21 protein-coding genes are annotated in these 18,245 nt (G+C 70.2%); 15 read left to right on the top strand and 6 right to left on the bottom strand.

Annotated features, from left to right (window positions below; all coding sequences use genetic code 11):
* Positions 1-11 precede the first annotated feature (11 nt).
* Positions 12-434 carry a flagellar hook assembly protein FlgD gene (locus AC3RXZ_RS07375; protein ID WP_491493603.1) on the top strand — a complete coding sequence of 141 codons (423 nt, stop codon included), beginning with the start codon at positions 12-14 and terminating at the stop codon, positions 432-434.
* Between the two features lie 15 nt (positions 435-449).
* On the top strand, positions 450-1,607 hold the full coding sequence (locus AC3RXZ_RS07370) for a flagellar hook protein FlgE (protein WP_491493602.1): 1,158 nt from the start codon (positions 450-452) through the stop codon (positions 1,605-1,607).
* A 59-nt stretch (positions 1,608-1,666) separates the two neighbouring features.
* Here the strand turns inward: AC3RXZ_RS07370 and AC3RXZ_RS07365 are convergent, their stop codons facing one another.
* Positions 1,667-2,884 (bottom strand): Fic family protein, encoded by a 1,218-nt coding sequence (locus AC3RXZ_RS07365; protein ID WP_491493601.1) that lies wholly within the window; start codon positions 2,882-2,884, stop codon positions 1,667-1,669.
* Between the two features lie 217 nt (positions 2,885-3,101).
* On the opposite strand from AC3RXZ_RS07365, the gene AC3RXZ_RS07360 reads away from it, so the two are divergent.
* From AC3RXZ_RS07360 to csrA, 13 genes are all read left to right on the top strand, one after another.
* Positions 3,102-3,785 carry a GntR family transcriptional regulator gene (locus AC3RXZ_RS07360; protein ID WP_491493600.1) on the top strand — a complete coding sequence of 228 codons (684 nt, stop codon included), beginning with the start codon at positions 3,102-3,104 and terminating at the stop codon, positions 3,783-3,785.
* Between the two features lie 170 nt (positions 3,786-3,955).
* On the top strand, positions 3,956-4,219 hold the full coding sequence (locus AC3RXZ_RS07355; protein WP_491493599.1) for a flagellar FlbD family protein: 264 nt from the start codon (positions 3,956-3,958) through the stop codon (positions 4,217-4,219).
* Positions 4,219-5,022 carry a motility protein A gene (locus AC3RXZ_RS07350; protein ID WP_491493598.1) on the top strand — a complete coding sequence of 268 codons (804 nt, stop codon included), beginning with the start codon at positions 4,219-4,221 and terminating at the stop codon, positions 5,020-5,022. The genes AC3RXZ_RS07355 and AC3RXZ_RS07350 overlap by 1 nt, the downstream gene beginning before the upstream one ends.
* Positions 5,019-5,852 (top strand): OmpA/MotB family protein, encoded by an 834-nt coding sequence (locus AC3RXZ_RS07345; protein WP_491493597.1) that lies wholly within the window; start codon positions 5,019-5,021, stop codon positions 5,850-5,852. Before AC3RXZ_RS07350 ends, AC3RXZ_RS07345 begins: the two co-directional genes overlap by 4 nt.
* A 48-nt stretch (positions 5,853-5,900) precedes the next feature.
* The gene (locus tag AC3RXZ_RS07340) at positions 5,901-6,821 is read left to right on the top strand and encodes a flagellar motor switch protein FliM (protein ID WP_243230400.1); all 921 of its coding nucleotides are present in this window, start codon (positions 5,901-5,903) and stop codon (positions 6,819-6,821) included.
* Positions 6,818-7,480 (top strand): flagellar motor switch protein FliN, encoded by a 663-nt coding sequence (gene fliN, locus AC3RXZ_RS07335; RefSeq protein ID WP_491493596.1) that lies wholly within the window; start codon positions 6,818-6,820, stop codon positions 7,478-7,480. The genes AC3RXZ_RS07340 and fliN overlap by 4 nt, the downstream gene beginning before the upstream one ends.
* Positions 7,477-7,929, top strand: a complete 453-nt coding sequence (fliO, locus tag AC3RXZ_RS07330) for a flagellar biosynthetic protein FliO (protein ID WP_308220947.1) — start codon at positions 7,477-7,479, stop codon at positions 7,927-7,929. The genes fliN and fliO overlap by 4 nt, the downstream gene beginning before the upstream one ends.
* Complete coding sequence (gene fliP, locus AC3RXZ_RS07325) at positions 7,926-8,801, top strand: flagellar type III secretion system pore protein FliP (RefSeq protein WP_491493595.1); 876 nt, start codon at positions 7,926-7,928, stop codon at positions 8,799-8,801. Before fliO ends, fliP begins: the two co-directional genes overlap by 4 nt.
* Positions 8,798-9,073, top strand: a complete 276-nt coding sequence (fliQ, locus tag AC3RXZ_RS07320; RefSeq protein WP_243230376.1) for a flagellar biosynthesis protein FliQ — start codon at positions 8,798-8,800, stop codon at positions 9,071-9,073. Before fliP ends, fliQ begins: the two co-directional genes overlap by 4 nt.
* 1 nt (position 9,074) lies before the next feature.
* Positions 9,075-9,836 carry a flagellar biosynthetic protein FliR gene (locus AC3RXZ_RS07315; protein ID WP_491493594.1) on the top strand — a complete coding sequence of 254 codons (762 nt, stop codon included), beginning with the start codon at positions 9,075-9,077 and terminating at the stop codon, positions 9,834-9,836.
* Positions 9,833-10,924, top strand: coding sequence for an EscU/YscU/HrcU family type III secretion system export apparatus switch protein (locus tag AC3RXZ_RS07310; protein WP_243230373.1), 1,092 nt, complete (start codon positions 9,833-9,835; stop codon positions 10,922-10,924). Before AC3RXZ_RS07315 ends, AC3RXZ_RS07310 begins: the two co-directional genes overlap by 4 nt.
* Complete coding sequence (locus AC3RXZ_RS07305; RefSeq protein ID WP_491493593.1) at positions 10,921-12,993, top strand: flagellar biosynthesis protein FlhA; 2,073 nt, start codon at positions 10,921-10,923, stop codon at positions 12,991-12,993. The genes AC3RXZ_RS07310 and AC3RXZ_RS07305 overlap by 4 nt, the downstream gene beginning before the upstream one ends.
* A gap of 9 nt (positions 12,994-13,002) precedes the next feature.
* Positions 13,003-13,254, top strand: coding sequence for a carbon storage regulator CsrA (csrA, locus tag AC3RXZ_RS07300; RefSeq protein WP_243230366.1), 252 nt, complete (start codon positions 13,003-13,005; stop codon positions 13,252-13,254).
* Here csrA and tsaE read toward each other — a convergent pair.
* The 5 genes from tsaE to coaA form a co-directional block, all read right to left on the bottom strand.
* Positions 13,232-13,717 (bottom strand): tRNA (adenosine(37)-N6)-threonylcarbamoyltransferase complex ATPase subunit type 1 TsaE, encoded by a 486-nt coding sequence (tsaE, locus tag AC3RXZ_RS07295; protein WP_491493592.1) that lies wholly within the window; start codon positions 13,715-13,717, stop codon positions 13,232-13,234. The two genes, csrA and tsaE, sit on opposite strands and share 23 nt — an antisense overlap.
* A complete protein-coding gene (gene alr, locus AC3RXZ_RS07290; RefSeq protein WP_491493591.1) occupies positions 13,714-14,820 on the bottom strand; it encodes an alanine racemase in 1,107 nt (368 codons plus the stop codon). The genes tsaE and alr overlap by 4 nt, the downstream gene beginning before the upstream one ends.
* Positions 14,817-15,176 carry a holo-ACP synthase gene (locus tag AC3RXZ_RS07285; RefSeq protein ID WP_243230344.1) on the bottom strand — a complete coding sequence of 120 codons (360 nt, stop codon included), beginning with the start codon at positions 15,174-15,176 and terminating at the stop codon, positions 14,817-14,819. The genes alr and AC3RXZ_RS07285 overlap by 4 nt, the downstream gene beginning before the upstream one ends.
* A gap of 70 nt (positions 15,177-15,246) precedes the next feature.
* Positions 15,247-17,094: a glutamine--fructose-6-phosphate transaminase (isomerizing) gene (gene glmS / locus AC3RXZ_RS07280; protein WP_491493590.1), complete on the bottom strand. Its 1,848-nt coding sequence runs from the start codon at positions 17,092-17,094 to the stop codon at positions 15,247-15,249.
* A gap of 168 nt (positions 17,095-17,262) precedes the next feature.
* The gene (coaA, locus tag AC3RXZ_RS07275; RefSeq protein ID WP_243230319.1) at positions 17,263-18,216 is read right to left on the bottom strand and encodes a type I pantothenate kinase; all 954 of its coding nucleotides are present in this window, start codon (positions 18,214-18,216) and stop codon (positions 17,263-17,265) included.
* Positions 18,217-18,245: the final 29 nt, after the last annotated feature.

The following is an 18,245-nucleotide window of genomic DNA, read 5'->3' as shown; positions in this document are numbered from 1 at the left end:
CGAGGAGCCCCATGACCACCATCCCCCCGATCACCGGAACCGCCGCCGTCGGCGCGAACAGCGCCGCGAGCACCCCCGCGCCGAAGCAGACGCTCGACGCCGACGTGTTCATGAAGCTGCTGGTGACGCAGCTGTCCAACCAGGACCCGAGCTCCCCCATGGACACGAACGAGATGATCGCGCAGACCACGCAGCTCGCCTCGATGGAGCAGCTGACCGCGCTGGCGGCCACCACCACCGAGAGCTTCGCGCTCAGCATGCGTCAGACGGCCGCCGCGCTCATCGGCCAAGAGGCGCAGTACGTCGACGCCGACGGCGTCGAGCAGTCCGGCATCGTCAGCTCCGTGTCCTTCGCCGGTCCCATCCCGATCGTCACGATCGGGGACACCCCGGTCGCGCTCGACGCGGTGTCCGGCCTCACCCTGAAGTCCTGAAACGAAAGGCAGATCATGCTCCGTTCCCTCTATGCCGGCATCTCCGGCCTGCGCTCGCACCAGACCATGCTGGACGTCACCGGCAACAACATCGCCAACGTCAACACCGTCGGATTCAAGGCCTCCTCGGTGCAGTTCCAGGAGTCCCTCGCCCAGCTCGTGCAGAACTCCACCCTGCCCCAGGCCGACGCCGGAGGCTCCAACCCCGCTCAGGTCGGCCTCGGCGTGCAGATCTCGGCGATCACCACCAACTTCGCCTCCGGGTCGCGGCAGGCGACCGGCGTGCCGACCGACCTCATGATCGCCGGCGACGGATTCTTCATGGTGCGCGCGGGCGGAGAGACGCTGTACACCCGCAACGGCGCGTTCTCGTTCGATGCGGCCGGTCGGCTCGTCACGGCGGACGGCGCACTCGTTCAGGGCTGGACGGCCCAGAACGGCGCGATCGTCCCGGGTCAGGGTGTCGGAACCATCACGCTGCCGGTGGGCGCGATCGCTCCTGGGCGCGCGACGACCGCAGCATCCGCCGCGGGCAACCTCCCCTCGGACAAGGCCGTGGGCGAGACGATCGTCCGCGAGCTCGAGGTCTACGACGCCGAGGGTGCGGCACGACAGCTGCAGCTGACCTTCACGCGCACGGCGACCGGCTGGGACGTCACCGACGGCACCTCCACCACCTCTCTCGCGTTCGTGAACGGCGAGCAGACCGGCGCGAGCACGATCGTCTCGGGCGGCGTCACGGTCGACCTGTCCGGTCTCACCGGGTACGCCGAGCTGAGCACAGCGGCGCTGGGCGAACAGAACGGCGCCCCCGCAGGCACACTGCTCTCCTACGCCCTGACCGAGGACGGCAGCCTGGTCGGCACCTTCAGCAACGGCGACACCGCCGTGCTCGCGCGCCTCGCGCTGGCCGGCTTCGTCAACCCCAGCGGCCTCGAGAAGGCCGGATCCTCGCACTACCGTCCGAGCGCCAACTCGGGCGAGCCCACGGTCGGCGCGGCAGGTCAGGACGGCATCGGCGGCATCGTCAGCGGGGCGCTGGAGATGTCCAACGTCGACCTGTCGCAGGAGTTCACGAACCTCATCGTGGCGCAGCGCGGGTTCCAGGCGAACGCGCGCATCATCACGACGAGCGACGAGGTCCTGCAGGAGCTGACGAACCTCAAGCGCTGACGCTCGGGGCGCGCAAGGGCATCGGACCGGTGTTCGGGCGCGAGAGGTCTCGCCGCGGTTCAGCCCGCCATCTCCGCCTGGATCCGCCGGTCGAGGTCGTCGAGCTCTGCCAGCAGCTCGGCTGCGACCCAGACCCGGTCTCGTTTGCGTCCGGTGATCTCCTGGATGAACCCGGCTTCGGCAAGGTGCGCGATCGCGCGGTATGTCTGCTGCTCCGACGCACCCGCGCGCCGCTCGATCTCGGCGGCCGCCATGACAGGGTGATCATAGAAGGCAGGGATGAGCGCCGCGACGGCAGAACCCGATCTCGGCTTGAGTTCGGCTGCCCACTCATCGGGCAGAGCCTTGATGCGGGCGATCGATTCACGGGAGCACACGGCGGCCGCGCGCGCCGAGCTCGCGAACAGGTCGATCAGCGGTGCAGGATCGCCCCGGCGGTAGTCCCCGAGAGCTGCGAAGTAGTCCTCGCGCCTGGCAAGCAGCCCACTGGCAAGAGGCACCACGGCATTGCGCGTCACGCCGCGTCTTCGAAGCACGGCCGAGACGAGAGCGCGGCCGATGCGCCCGTTGCCGTCGGCGAACGGGTGGATCGACTCGAACTGCGCGTGCCCGATGCCCGCCTGCACCATCACAGGAACGTCGTCGCGGTTCAGGTAATCGATCAGATCCTCCATCAGCGCCGGCACCCGTTCCGGCGCCGGTGGCACGTGCAGGGCATCACGGGGTGAGTGGTCACCGCCGCCGATCCAGTTCTGCATGTCCCTGAGCCGCCCCGCGTAGTCGGACTCGTAGCGGTCGTCCTTCATCAGGGCTCGATGAGCGGCGACGAGACCGTCCAGCGAGAACCGGCCGTGGTCGGCGACCCCCGTCACGAGATCATGAAGAGCGGTGCTCGCGGCCACCATGCTGGTAGCCGCGCTGTTGGATCGATTCCCCGCAAGTGCCTTGGCATAGTCGACTGCCGTGGCGGTGATGCGCTCGATCTTCGACGAAGCGACCGACTCAGTCCGCATCATGAACCGGCTCATCGCCGCCGAATGCCCCTCAGCTTCGGTGTCCGCCTGCGCCACAGCGAGCAGGGCCGACTCCGACATCACCATCGTCGCGATCGGTGGCATGTAATCGAGGGACGAGATCATCGGCGGCGTCATCGTGTCCACCGAAGACAGCATGCGATCAGCGCGGGTGCCCCCGCGCACCTGCTGACGCCACGGCAGCGTATCGACCGTGTGCGCAGGCCAGGAATCCTGCCCAGATCCCCTTCTCTCAATTGCCATAAACGCGAGTATTCCACGAATTACTCAGGTTTAGGGCGTCCAAACCTGAGTAAAGAGGTCGACACCCTCACCTCTGCTGACCGCACGAGCCGGGATGCCGACAGTAGCGGGAGGCAGGCGGACGCTCCGTGCTCGGCACGAGGCGTAGGCTGGGAGGTGAACTGGGGGGTTCACGGCGAGCAAGAAGGCCGAGGACATGGGAAGAGAACGAGAGAACGTGCACTGGGAAGACATTCTGAGTCTTCCCGCGAGCGGTCAGCATTCGCTCAGCGACCGCGTGCACGAGGAGCTCAGCGCCGCGATCGTCGACGGACGTCTCGGGCCGGGTGAGCAACTGAACGACAAGGCCATCGCGGAGGCGCTGGGCATCTCGCGGACCCCCGTCCGCGAGGCGCTGCGGCGTCTGACGGTCGTCGGCCTCGTCGAGGTCGCCGCCAGCCGCTATACGCGGGTGACCGAGGTCACTCCCGAGCAGGCCGCGAGCACGCTCGAGTACGCGGTGCTGCAGGCGGGGAATGCTCTGCAGCTGGCGGTGGGCCGGATGAGCGAGACCGAGCTGACGGACGCCGTCGCGCTGCTCGACCGCATGATCGAGGCATCCGATCGCGACGACGCCGACGCCCTCGTCCTCTCGTCGCGGGAATTCGTGGTCTTCATCATCCGTCATGCCGGCAACCCCGTCCTGACCCGCGTCCTCGCGAACGAGAACGCGGTGCTGGAGCGCGACCTGCGCCGAGCACGCGTCGACCTCGGCACCCCGGAGCAGCGCCGCGGCACCTACCGCCGCCTGCGCCTGGCGATGCTGACGCGGGATGCGGATGCCGCAGAGCGCCTCTTCCGCGTGCAGTGCGGGCTGATCGGGGCCGCCGGCGTCGGCTTCGCCATCGACGCCGCCGCGTAGGCCGATGGGCTCGCTTCGGGCGATCCGCCGCTGCGGACCCCGTGCGTGCACACGAGCTTCCGTCCCCGGCTAACGCCGCGGCACCTCCTGCCGACAGTGATCACCGATGGCCCAGGACGGGCCGTCGGGTCCGGCCCCGCCCGGACGCACCTTCCAGGATGGAATCGCCCATGATCGTCGTCACGCGCCTGAACCGTACCCGGTTCGCGGTGAATCCCGACCTCATCGAGCGCATCCAGGCATCCCCCGACACCACCCTGATCATGGTCGACGGCGCCACCTTCGTCATCACCGAGACGATGGACGAGGTGATCGAGCAGATCATCGACCTCCGGGCGCGCGTGCTCGCCGCTGCGGCCCGCCGGCAGACATCCGACGACGGCGCGACCGAGCGTGCGATCGCCGGGCCGACCGACCCCCGCGAGGAGGCCTGATGGATCCCGCACTGCTGCTCGGACTCGTCCTCGCCTTCGGGGCGCTGCTGGCGATGATCACACTCGAGGGCGCCTCCTTCGCCGCCCTCCTGCTGCCCGCCCCCATGGTGCTGGTGTTCGGAGGGACCATCGCCGTCGGCATCGCCAGCGGCACGATGCGCGACGCCGTGGTGGCGGTGAAGGCTCTGCCGCGCGCGTTCCGCGGCGAACGCCGGACGGCGCAGGCCGTCATCGACACGATCGTCGGCTTCGCCGAGACGGCCCGTGCCGAGGGGCTGCTCGCCCTGGAGCGATTCGTGGACGACGAGCCCGACCCCTTCCTGAAGCAGTCGCTGCAGAGCATCGCGGACGGGACGGATGCCGAGGAGCTCCGCCTCGTGATGGAGGACGAGATCGCGTCCGCGGCCGCCCGCAGCCGCACCGCCGCCCGTTTCTACAGCACGCTGGGCGGGTTCGCGCCCACCGTCGGCATCATCGGAACCGTCGTCTCGCTCACGCACGTCCTCGAGAAGCTGGATGAGCCGTCGACGCTCGGCCCCCTCATCGCCGCCGCGTTCGTCGCGACGCTGTGGGGCCTGCTCTCCGCCAACTTCATCTGGCTCCCTATCGGCGGCCGCCTGCGCCGGCTCGGCGAGCTGGAGCTCGAGCGGATGACGGTGATGATGGAGGGCATGCTGGCCGTGCAGGCCGGTTCTCCCCCGCACTTCGTCGGCGAGCGCCTGCGTGCGCTGGTCTCCGATCGACGGGCACCGCGCCGGTCCCGGACCACGTCGACCGCGGACGAGACGGTGCTCGAGTCGTGAGCGTCAGGGCACGGCGCCACCTGGCCTCCGCCGAGGGCGAGGAGGGGCCGGACGAGCGGTGGATGGCGTCGTACCTCGACATGATCACGGTGCTGATGTGCATGTTCATCGTCCTGTTCGCGATGTCCACCGTGGACAAGGAGAAGTTCGAGCAGCTCAGCGCGTCGCTCGCGACGGGGTTCGGGCAGGACACCTCCGAGGTGCGCGACGTCTCCGAGGGGGTCGTCGTCCCGGCCGAACTCCTCGAGGAGGACGGCGCCGGTTTCATGCAGGCCGAGATCGACGCCGCGGAGGCCGAGCTCGATGCCGCGGAAGCCGAGCTCGACGAGCTCACGGCGCTGCGCGATCGACTGCGTCAGGCGCTGGTCGAGCACGACCTCGCGGATGCGGCGACGTTCACGATCGACGAACGGGGACTCACGATCGGCCTGGTCAGCGCGGAGACGTACTTCGCCACCAACAGCACGCAGCTGACCCCCGAAGCGGTGACGCTGCTGGACGCGCTCGGCGGAGTGCTGGTGGATGTGCCGAACGAGATCTCGATCGAGGGCCACGCGGATCAGCGCTCGGCCGTCGCGCCGTTCGCGACGAACTGGGAGCTGTCGGTGGGGCGTTCCACGCAGGTGCTCCGGCATTTCGTGGAGGTCGACGGGATCGATCCCGGCCAGATCCGGTCCGTCGGATTCGGCGACGCGAGACCGGCCGCCGAGGGAAGCACCGAGCAGGCCATGGCGCAGAACCGACGCGTGGACGTCGTCGTCCTCTCCTCCGCCGATGAGGAGGTGCGCCGACTGCTCCCCGATCTCCAGGGGGCCCAGCCCCGATTCTGAACCGCACCGCTGCTTACGAGAGTCCGCAGTCACCCGATAGTCGAGGTCGTGGTGATCCAGGACAGCGCGCGGCCGAGCGCCGAGCACGCCGTCGGCGAGGTCGCGGTGTACGACTTCGGCCGCTCCGCCTCGCTGTCCCGCGAACACGCGCGCGCTCTCGAAGTGGCGTTCGAGACCTTCGCCCGGCAGTGGGCTCCTGAGCTGTCCGCGCGCATCCGCGGACGCGCGCACGTCGCGGTCGAGCAGGTGGCGACCGAGACCTACGCGGAGTACGCGGCGTCCCTGCCCGCCACGACGACCATGGTGATCTGCGGCTTCGCCGACTCCGATCGCCGCGTGGTGATACAGTTCCCGCTCTCGGTCGCCAGCGGATGGATCGTGCAGATGGTCGGCGGGCGGCCGATCGCGCCGATCGAGGACCGGACTCTGACGGCGATCGACCAGGCGCTCGTGCGGGCGCTCATGCTCGAGGCCATTGCGCAGCTGGGCGGAGCTCTGGGAGACCTGCTGCCGCCGGGGCTCGACGTCATCGGCATCCAGCAGAGCTCGCAGTTCGCGCAGGTCGCTGCCGACGCCGAACCGGTCATCGTGGCCCGGCTGTCGATGCGGCTGGGCGGGCGCACGATCCCCGCGAGCGTCATGCTCCCGGCCGATGTCGTCATCGACGGCTTCTCGACGCGCGACTCGGGCGCGACGCCCGCCGCCATCTCGGACCTCATGAGACGCCAGGTCGAGTCGGCTCCGGTCGACGTCGCCCTGCGCCTGACCCCGCACACCGTCCGGCCCGCGGACGTGCTCGCGCTGGCCGTCGGCGACATCATCGCCCTGCCGCACTCCGCCGACCGTCCGCTCGACCTCGTGGTCGACCGCCAGACGGTCGCGACCGCCGCCGTCGGCACCAGCGGCGCGCGCCTGGCCTGCGTCGTGACCGCCATCACCCCCGACATCCCCGCTGAGGAGCGCCCGTGACCCTGACACCCGCCCACGAGTCCGCCGTCGCCGCCGCGTTCGCCGCCGCCCTGCCCACGGCCGGGGTAACGATCACACGCGCCGCACAGCCGTCCGGGGACAACGGCGACGCCGTGGTCGTGTCGTACGTCGGGGAGTCGTCAGGACGCCTTGCCGTCCGGATCCTCGACCCGGAGACCCTCGTCGACGGTCTCGCGGACGCTCCGCTGCCCGACCGTCTGCGCTCGGCGCTGGAGGCCGCCGCCGGGGCACTCGGTGCGGGGACGCTCGGCGAGGCGACCGTGCAGGACGCCTCCTCCGTCTTCGCCGATCCGCTGGGGCAGGTCTTCGACCTGCAGGACGAGTCCGGTCGCCCGATCGGCCGACTCGCGGTGCGGATCACGCGGGCTCCCGCAGCCTCGGCAGGACAGCCGTCGCGGCTCCTGCACCGCATCGCCGGCGTGGAGATGGATCTGACCGTGGAGGTCGGACGCACCCGCATGGCGGTCCGCGACGTGCTGGATCTGGAGCCCGGCCGCATCGTCGAGCTGGACCGCTCGGCCGGCGCGCCGGCGGACGTGAAGCTCAACGGCCGGATCATCGCGCACGGGGAGATCGTCGTCGTCGACCAGGACTACGCCGTGCGGATCACGCGGATCCTCGAGAACGCCGAGGCCTGATCCTGGACGACATCCTCCTCCTGCTGCGCGTCGCGGTCTCGCTCGCGGCGGTGCTCGGCCTGCTCTGGTTCCTGCACCGCCGGCTCTCCCGCACCACCGCGCGCACGAAGGAGTCCCCGGCCATCACCGTGCTGGGACGCCAGGGGCTCGGGGCGAAGGCGCAGGTCGTCGTCGTGCGGACGGAGGATGCGCGCTACGTCCTCGGCGTCACGGAGCACGGCGTGACCCTGATCGACCGTCTCCCGGACGAGCCCGCCGCGCCGGAGCCCGCACCGACGGCCGAGGACTTCGACCGGCTGCTCGCCTCGGCGGTCGCCGAAGCGGATGCCGAGGACGCGGCGCCCGCTCAGCGCCTCCGCGTACGTCACCGCAACGATCCGCTGCACGGCTCGATCCTGTCTCCCAGCACGTGGCGGCAGACGGCCGAGGCGCTCCGGCGCGTCCGATGAGCCGTCCGGCCGCGGCCTCCCCGCCGCGCCTGCTGCGCGGCATCCTCCTGATCGGAGCGATACTGCTGCTCGCGGCGTCCCTGGTGGTCCTGGTCCAGGCGCCGGCGCACGCGGACACGATCGAGCCGGATGCTCCCACCGCACCGACCGCCCCGGCGGCCCCCGACGACCCGGACGGCACCGAGGACGGCACCGACGGGACGGGCGTCACGATCGACATCGACGGCGTCGACGGCTCTCCCTCCGCGTCCATCCTCACTCTGCTCGGCATCACCGTCCTGTCGGTCGCCCCGGCGCTGCTGCTGATGATGTCCTCGTTCACGAAGATCTTCGTCGTGCTCGCCATGACGCGGAACGCTCTCTCCCTCCCCACGATCCCGCCCAACCAGGTCCTGGCCGGACTCTCGCTGTTCCTGTCGCTGTTTCTCATGTGGCCCGTGCTGACCGACATCAACGCGGTCGCCGTGCAGCCCTACATGGACGGCTCGCTGACCTTCGCCCAGGCGGTCGACATCGGTCAGGGGCCCCTGCACGAGTGGATGCTCGCCTACACGCGCGAGGAGGACCTCGCCCTCATGGCGCGCGCGGCGGGGCAGGACAACCCGGCGGATCCGGCGAGCGTCCCGATGTACATGCTGATCCCCGCCTTCATGATCTCCGAGCTGCGCGCGGCCTTCATCATCGGCTTCGTCATCTTCGTCCCGTTCCTCGTGATCGACATCGTCGTCGCCGCGGCGCTGATGTCGATGGGCATGATGATGCTCCCGCCGGTCATGATCTCGCTGCCGTTCAAGATCCTGCTCTTCGTCCTCGTGGACGGATGGGGGCTGATCATCACGTCGCTGCTGGAGAGCTACGGAGGTGTCGGATGAGTCCGGAGGCCGTCCTCGACATCGGCGCGCAGGGTCTGCTCATCGCGGCAAAGCTCGCGGCGCCCATGCTCGTGACCGCCCTCGTCGTCGGCTTCGCGATCTCGCTGCTGCAGTCGATCACGCAGGTGCAGGAAGTGACGCTCTCGTTCGTGCCGAAGTTCATCGCTGTCGGCATCGCCCTGCTGATCGCCGGCAACTGGATGATCGCCGAGATCATCGCCTTCACGAACGAGATGTTCGACCGCATCCCGATGCTGCTGAGCGGAGGATGACGTGCACATCCCCGTGGACTTCGTCTGGCTCGAGGCGACCGCGCTCGCAGGCGTCCGCATCGCGGCATTCCTCGTGATCGCCCCGCCGTTCTCCTACGGCGCGATCCCGATGCGCGTCAAGGCGATGCTCGCCGTCGCCCTGTCCCTGACCATGGGCGCCGCGGTCGCTCCTGGCTACCAGCCGCTGGAGACCGGGCCGTTCCTCGGCGCGCTGGCGATCCAGGTCCTCACCGGCGCCCTGCTGGGATTCCTCGTCCTGCTCTGCTTCTCGGCCGTCCAGGCGGCCGGCGGCCTGATCGACGTCTTCGGCGGCTTCCAGCTGGCGCAGGCGTTCGACCCGCAGTCGCTCGTCAACGGCGCCCAGTTCACCCGGCTGTTCCACATGACCGTCCTGGCTCTGCTGTTCGCCTCGGGCGGCTACCAGCTCATCATCGCCGGCCTCGCCCGCAGCTTCGAGGCCGTGCCGGTGAACGGGATCCTCGAGATCACGGCGCCCGCGCAGGCGCTCGTCGAGGGCGTCTCGCAGATGATGCTCGCCGCAGTGCAGATCGCCGGTCCGCTCGTGCTCGTCCTGTTCCTCGCCGATGCGGGTCTCGGACTCATCACGCGCGTCGCCCCGGCGCTGAACGCCTTCGCGATGGGCTTCCCGGTGAAGATCCTGCTGACGCTGCTGCTTGCCGGATTCGTCTACGCCACGCTGCCCGGCGTCGTCGACGCGCTCTCCTCGCTCGCCTTCCGGATGATGCGCGGGGTGAGCGGATGAGCACCGCCGACAGCGGCGAGCGCACCGAGCAGGCCACCGACCGCCACCTGCGCGAGGCGCGCAGGAAGGGGCGGCTCGCCCGGAGTCAGGACCTCACCGCCTGGATCGCGATCGGCGCCGCGGCCGTCGCGATGCCGACCGCGATCGCCCTGGGCACGGGGGCCGGCATCGAGCAGATGATCACGATCACGGCGGTGTCGGCGTCGCCGTCGCCGTCCGGCGCCCTCGAGGTGCTGCGGCTCGGTCTGGCGTCCGTCCTGCCGACGATCGGCGCGCTGCTCGCGGTCGTGACGGTCGTCACCCTCCTGGGCGCCGTGATCCAGGGAGGCGTGCACCTGCGCAAGCCCGCCGGCCGGTACGAGCAGTTCAACCTGGTCAACGGCCTGCGGCGGGTGTTCGGGCTGCAGGCGCTCTGGGAAGGCGCCAAGGCGCTGCTGAAGACCGCCGCGATCGCGATCGCCCTGTGGATCGTCGTGGCGGGCCTCGTCCCGGTCCTGTCCGCAAGCGGCTCGCATTCGCTCACCTGGCTGCTCGGCACGGCGTCGGACAGCACGACCGCACTGATCCAGACGGCCGTCATCGTCGGTCTCGCCCTCGCGGTGATCGACGTCACGGTCGTGATGCGCCGCAACCGCAAGCACACCCGGATGACCAAGCGCGAGGTCAAGGACGAGAACAAGAACACCGAAGGCGACCCGCTGATCCGTCAGCAGCGCCGCTCGCGCCAGCTCGCGATGAGCCGCAACCGCATGATCGCCGCCGTCGCCGACAGCGACGTCGTGCTCGTGAACCCCACTCACGTGGCCGTCGCCCTGCGCTACGAGCCGGGTCGTTCCGCGCCGCGCGTCGTCGCCAAAGGCAGCGGCGTGATCGCCGAGCGCATCAGGGAGAAGGCGACCGAGGCCGGCGTGCCGATGGTGCGCGACATCGCGCTCACCAGAGCCGTGCACGCTGCGTGCGACCTGGGACACGAGATCCCGGAGGACCTGTACACCGCCGTCGCGCGCGTGCTGATCTTCGTCGACGCCCTGCGACGACGCGGCGCCGCCCGCGGCATCCACTCCCTTCCCCCGAGGAGGCCCTCATGAGAATGCTGAGCAAACTGGCCGTTCCGATCGGCGTGGTCGGCATCCTGCTGCTGCTCGTGGTGCCGGTACCGCCGGCGCTCCTGGACGTTCTGATCATCGTCAACATCCTGTTCGCGCTCGTGATCCTGCTGACGACCATGTTCGTGAAGAAGCCGCTGGACTTCTCGGTGTTCCCGTCCCTGCTGCTGGTGGCGACGCTGTTCCGGCTCGGACTCAACGTCGCCTCGACGAGACTCGTGCTCGGCGAGGCCTACGCCGGGCAGGTGATCGAGGCTTTCGCGCACATCGCGGTGGGCGGATCGATCATCATCGGCGCGGTGGTCTTCCTGATCCTCGTCGTCATCCAGTTCGTCGTCGTGACGAAGGGCGCCGAGCGCGTCGCCGAGGTCGGCGCGCGGTTCACGCTCGACGCCATGCCCGGCAAGCAGATGGCGATCGACGCCGATCTCAACGCGGGACTCATCACCGACGTGCAGGCGCGCGAGCGCCGAGCGGAGGTCGCGGCCGAGGCGGACTTCTACGGCGCCATGGACGGCGCGTCCAAGTTCGTCAAGGGCGACGCGATCGCCGGCATCGTCATCATCATCATCAATCTGGTCGGCGGCATCGCGATCGGGATCGTCCAGCACGGCATGTCGATCGAGGAGGCGGCGAGCACATACAGCCTGCTCACGATCGGCGACGGGCTGGTCACCCAGATCCCCGCCCTGCTGATGGCCGTGTCGACGGGCATGATCGTGACCCGGTCGAACGCCGAGACGGAGATGGGCCTGGCCGCCTCGCGGCAGCTCGCGCAGAGCCGCACAGCGCTGAGCATCGCCGGCTTCGCCGCGATCGTCATGGCGCTGATCCCCGGGATGCCGATGCTGCCGTTCCTCGTGATCGGCGCCCTGCTGATCTTCGCGTCGCAGCGGATCAAGGCGGCCGAGGCGCGCTCCGCCGCGCAGAAGACGCAGGAGCAGCCGACGGGCCCCGCGCCGGAGAATCCGGAGGATCTGATCGAGCGGATGCGGGTGCACCCGCTGGAGGTCCTCCTCGCCCCCGACATGGTCGATCTCGTGACCGGCGGAACGGACGACCTGCTCGCACGCGTGCGCACCCTGCGCGGGCGCATCGCGCTGGATCTGGGTCTGGTCGTGCCGCCCGTGCGCACGCGAGACAGCCTCGAACTCCCGATGTCCACGTACGCGATCCGGATCGCCGGCGTCGAGGCCGGACGGGGCACAGCCCCCGCGGGGTCCGTGCTGGCGCTCGGCCAGGGACTGGACGCCCTGCCGGGGCCGACCGGGGTCGATCCGGTCTTCGGCCTGGAGGGCAAGTGGATCCCCGCGGAGATGCGCCACAGCGCGGAGTTCGCCGGTGCCACGGTCATCGACAGGGCGAGCGTCATCATCACGCATCTGTCGAGCGTCATCCAGTCGGGAGCGGCCCGGCTGCTCAGCAGGGAGGATGTCCGTCAGCTCACCGACTCGCTCAAGCAGGCCTCCCCCGCCGCCGTGGAGGAGCTCACCCCGGCGCTGCTGTCGCTCGCCGAGATCCAGCGCGTCCTGCAGGGGCTGCTGGCCGAGCGCATCCCGATCAACGACCTGAGCCGGATCTACGAGGCCCTGGCGCTGCGGGCCAAGGTCTCCACGGATGCGGACGGTCTGATCGAGGCCGCGCGGGCGGCTCTCGGTCCGGCCGTCGCCACCCGCTTCGCCGATGAGGGCGTGCTGCGCGTCATCATGATCAATCCGCTGCTGGAGCAGTCGATGCTGGAGAGCCTGCGCGCGAGCGAGGACGGCCCGCAGATCATCCTCGAGCCGCAGCGCCTCGAGGCCGTGATCGAATCGGTCAAGCAGGCCGTCGCGGGCGCCGCGGACGTCGTCGAACCGGTCCTCGTCTGCGCGCCGAACCTGCGCTCGGCGGTGCGGCGGCTTGTATCCGCCCAGACCGACGGCCTCCCCGTCCTGTCGTACACCGAGGCGACCTCGGCCGCGCTGCGCATCGAGACGATCGGCGTCGTGCGCGACCAGTCCGTGCTCGCGGCCGCGCCGGTCGCCGGCACCGACGCCGCCGACGCGCACTAGGCTGATCTGATGCTGGTGTTGACGAGGCGGATCGGCGAGAGCGTGCTCATCGGCGACGAGATCGAAGTCACGATCCTCGACGTGAAGGGCGACAGCGTGCGCATCGGCATCCAGGCTCCGAGGGAGACCCGCATCCAGCGCGCCGAGATCGTGGACGCCGTCGGCGTCGAGAACGCGTCCTCCGCCGCCGACGCCGGAGCGGGAGGAGCGGCCGTCGAAGCCGCACTCGCCGAGGCGATCAGGCGCGCTCGACGCGGCTGATCTCGACGATGCGCGGCGCGTCGGCGTCCAGCTCGTCATCCGCGACGCCGTCGGCCCCGCCGACGGGGCGGGAGAGCTCGATGTCCCACCATGCATCCGCCACGGCATCCGCCATGTCCCTGCCCCACTCGATCACGACCACGGAGCGCGCGAAGTCGATGTCGAGGTCGTCGAGCTCGGCGGCGGAGCCGAGCCGGTAGGCGTCCACGTGCACGAGCGGCGCCCGCCCGACCAGCGACGGGTGGGTGCGGGCGATCACGAAGGTTGGGCTCTGCACCGGCCCGCGGACGCCGAGCCCCTCGGCGAGACCGCGCGTGAAGGTCGTCTTGCCCGCGCCGAGCGGGCCCGTCAGGACCAGCAGGTCGCCGGGCTCCAGCTGCTCCCCGATACGCAGCCCCATGTGCTCCATATCGTCCGTCGTGGCGATCTCTCGGCGGCCGAGGAAGGCCGGATCCACGCTCATGCGCCGCGCCTCGGCACGCGCGGACCGATTCGTGTGACGATCTCGTAGTTGATCGTCCCCGCCGCGTTCGCCCACTCGGTCGCCGACGGGACGCCGAGCGTGGGGTCGCCGAACAGCACCACCTCGTCGCCGACGGCCACGTGCGCGTCGCCGACGTCGACGACGAACTGATCCATCGCGATGCGGCCGGCGACGGTGAAGCGCCGGCCGCCGATCGTCACCGGACCGCGGCCGGACGCCTGCCGCGGCACGCCGTCCGCGTAGCCGAGCGGCACGAGGGCGAGGGTGGTGTCGTGGTCCGTGCGGTGCGCGTATCCGTACGAGACGCCGGTGCCGGCCGGAACCCGACGCACCGCGGCGACCGAGGCATGCAGGGTCATCGCCGGCCGCAGTCCCAGCTCGCCAGAGGAACGGTCGTCGAACGGAGACAGTCCGTACAGCCCGATGCCGATGCGGACCGCGTCCAGGCGCGTCTCGGGGAGGTCGATCGCGGCAGCCGTGGCCGCGATGTGCCGGATCTCGGGATGGATGCCGAAGGACGCGGCCGCCGTCACGCCCTGCTCGAAGCGGGCCAGAGCCGTCCTGTCGTCCTGCGGGGAGGTGTTGGAGAGGTGGCTGAAGAGGCCGACGATGCGGACTCGGCCGATGCGCTCCAGCCGGGCGGCCTCCGCGAAGACGCGCGACCAGTCGCCCGGGGCGATGCCGTTGCGGCTCAGCCCGGTCTCGAGCTTGAGATGGATGCCGACGGGTCGGTCGACGGATGCCGCGGTCGCCGCCGCCTCCAACTGGTCGAAGGACGAGATCCCGACCTCGATGCCGGCCGCCGCCGCCTCGACGAAGCTCTCCCCCGGCTTGTGCAGCCAGGCCAGGATCGGGGCGTGGACACCCTGCCGCCGGAGGTCGAGGGCCTCGGCGATCTCGGCCACGCCCAGCCGCGTCGCGCCTCCCGACAGCGCCGCCACGGCTGCCGTCGCAGCGCCGTGCCCGTAGGCATCCGCCTTGACCACCGCGATGACCTCGACCCCGGTGAGCGCCCGCAGGTGGCGCACGTTGTCGGCGATCGCGTCGAGGTCTATGCTCGCCTCGCGGAACGGAACGGTCACAGCGGCACTCCTTCCGCCACGACGAACGCGGCGGCGAGACCGGCGTCGTGGCTCAGGGACAGGTGGAGGGTGAGGATGCCGCGGTCGGCGACGACCTCGGCGGTGGTGCCGCTGAGGTCGAAGCGCGGACGGCCGGATGCCTCGGAGGCGATCTCGATGTCGATCCAGTGCACGCCGTCCGAGCCGCCGAGGGCCTTGATCAGCGCCTCCTTCGCGGCGTAGCGCGCCGCGAGGGACGGCAGGCGCAGCGTCCGCTCCGCCGGGGCGAACAGGCGCTCCATGAGCCGTGGCGTCCGAGTGACCGTGCGCTCGAATCGCGCGATGTCGACGATGTCGATGCCGGTCCCGATGATCACCGGTTCAGCCTACCCGGGACGCCGTCGGCCCACGCCCCGCGGTCCCCGTCACTCCGGGGGCCGGGCCGGGTCACTCCACCGTGACGGACTTGGCGAGGTTGCGCGGCTGGTCGACGTCGAGGCCCTTCGCCGTGGCCAGCGCCATCGCGAAGATCTGCAGCGGCACGACCGCGAGCAGCGGCTCGAACAGCGCGCCGGCCAGCGGGATGCGGATGACCTCGTCGGCGAAGGGCAGCACCGCGGCGTCGCCCTCCTCGGCCACGACGATCACCCGGGCGCCGCGCGCGCGGATCTCCTGGATGTTCGAGACCACCTTGGCGTGCACCAGCGCCGAGTGACGCGGCGACGGCACGAGCACGAACACCGGCTGACCGGGCTCGATCAGCGCGATCGGTCCGTGCTTGAGCTCGCCGGCCGCGAAGCCCTCGGCGTGGATGTACGAGATCTCCTTGAGCTTGAGCGCGCCCTCGAGCGCGATCGGATAGCCCACGTGGCGTCCCAGGAACAGCACCGAGCGGGTGTCCGCCATCCAGCTCGCGAGCTGGGCGACGTGCTCCTGCTCCTCCTCGAGGACCTTGGCGACCTTCTCCGGCAGCGCCTGCAGCTCGGCGACGTCGGCGGCGGCGTCCGCGATCGCACCGCGCACCCGTCCCATGTGCAGCCCGAGCAGCAGCAGAGCCGTGATCTGCGCCGAGAACGCCTTGGTCGAGGCGACCGCGACCTCGGGACCGGCGTGCGTGTAGACGACCGCATCGGACTCGCGCGGGATCGTCGCCCCCTGGGTGTTGCAGATCGACAGCGTCTTCGCGCCGCGCTCGCGCGCGTACTTGACGGCCATCAGCGTGTCCATGGTCTCGCCCGACTGGCTGATCGAGACGACGAGCGTCTCGGCGCCGATCACGGGGTCGCGATAGCGGAACTCGTGCGCGAGCTCGACGTCGACCGCGACGCGCGCCCACTGCTCGATGGCGTACTTGCCGACGAGGGCCGCGTAGGACGCCGTGCCGCACGCGGTGATGATGACGCGGTTGATGCCGGTGAACAGGTCGTCCAGGCCGTCCAGCTCGGGGATGACGACCGCCCCGTCCTGGATGCGCCCGCGGATCGTGTTCGCCACGGCCTCGGGCTGCTCGGCGACCTCCTTCGCCATGAAGCTCGGCCAGCCGCCCTTCTCGGCGGCCGCGGCATCCCAGGAGACCTCGAAGGGCTCGGCCTCCACCGGGGTGCCGGCGAAGTCCGTGACGGTGACGGCGTCCGGCGTGATCGCGACGATCTGGTCCTGACCGATCGCCAGCGCCTTGCGGGTGTGCTCGACGAAGGCCGCGACGTCGGATCCGAGGAAGTTCTCCCCTTCGCCGAGCCCGATCACGAGCGGCGAGTTGCGCCGCGCGCCCACCACGAGCCCCGGCTGATCCTGGTGCATCGCGAGCAGCGTGAACGCGCCCTCGAGGCGGTTGACGACGTTGCGGAACGCGAGCTGCAGGTCGCCGCCGTTGCTCGCGTACTCCCGACCGAGGAGGGCAGCGGCGACCTCGGTGTCGGTCTCGCTGCGGAAGCTCACGTCCTCGGCGGCGAGCTCGTCGCGCAGAGCCGCGAAGTTCTCGATGATCCCGTTGTGGATGACCGCCAGGCGGTCGTCGTCGGCGAGGTGCGGGTGCGCGTTGACATCCGTGGGGCCGCCGTGGGTGGCCCAGCGCGTGTGCCCGATCCCTGTGGTGCCGTCGGCGAGCGGGCTGTCCGACAGCGAATCGCGCAGGATGCCGAGCTTGCCGGCCTTCTTGCGCATGCCGAGCGCGCCGTCCTCATCGATGACGGCGATCCCCGCGGAGTCGTAGCCGCGGTACTCGAGACGGGCAAGACCGGCGAGAAGGATGTCCTGGCTGGGGCGTGGGCCCACGTATCCGACGATTCCACACATGAGGACAAGGGTAAGCGGGGATTTTTGCGAGGGTTCCGAACAATATGACCGGGAGGGTGGGGCGTTGGGCGTGAAGCTTCGACCTCGACGGAGGTTTCGACTCGCTGGCGCTCGCTCAACCTTGATAGGCGACGCCTCAACGCGCTGCGCGCATTGACCCGTCGCCTATCAAACCTTGCGGAGCAGCACGCTCTCCACGGCATGGTCGGCGCCCTTGCTCAGCACGAGGGTCGCGCGGTGCTTGGTCGGCATGACGTTCTCGACCAGGTTCGGCATGTTGATGTCGTTCCAGTACCCCATCGCAGTCTGGACCGCTTCCTCGTCGGTGAGGTGCGCGAACACGTTGAAGTACGAGGACGGGTTGCTGAACGCCCCCTGGCGCAGCGCCAGGAAGCGATCGACGTACCAGCTCGCGATGTGGTCGGTGTCGGCGTCCACGAAGATCGAGAAGTCGAACAGGTCGCTCACGGCGACGTCGTTGGGTGCCGGAGGGGGCTGCAGCACGTTCAGACCCTCGACGATCACGACGTCGGGACGCCGCACCACGACGTGCGCGTCGGGCACGATGTCGTACCGCATGTGGGAGTAGAACGGGGCACGAACCTCGGCTGCTCCGGACTTCACCTCGGTCAGGAAGGAGATCAGGGCGCGCCGGTCGTACGACTCCGGGAAGCCCTTGCGCTCCATGAGCCCGCGGCGCTCCAGCTCGGCGTTCGGATAGAGGAACCCGTCGGTGGTCACGAGCTCGACCCGCGGCGTGCCGGGCCAGCGGCTCATCAGCTCGCGCAGCAGGCGCGCGATGGTCGACTTGCCCACGGCGACGGATCCCGCGACGCCGACGACGAACGGCGTGGTGGTGTCCTCCTCCTGCAGGAAGGCGCTGGTCGCGGCGCCGAGGCGCTTGGTCGATGTCGCGTACAGGCTGAGCAGCCGGCTGAGCGGCAGGTACACCTCGCGCACCTCGGTGAGATCGAGGCGGTCCCCGATCCCGCGGATCTCGACGACCTCGGTCTCGCTCAGCGGCTGGTCGAGATCGGCGGCGAGTCTCGCCCACTCCGCCCGATCGATCTCCCGGTACGGGGACAGCGGACGCGTGGGCTCGACGGTGGTCACGGCATCCATGCTATCCGCGCCCGTGCCCGAGCACGCTC

Source organism: Microbacterium cucumeris, from assembly GCF_058349845.2.
Note: the sequence above shows the minus strand (reverse complement) of the source record. Positions and strands in the feature narration are given on the sequence as shown.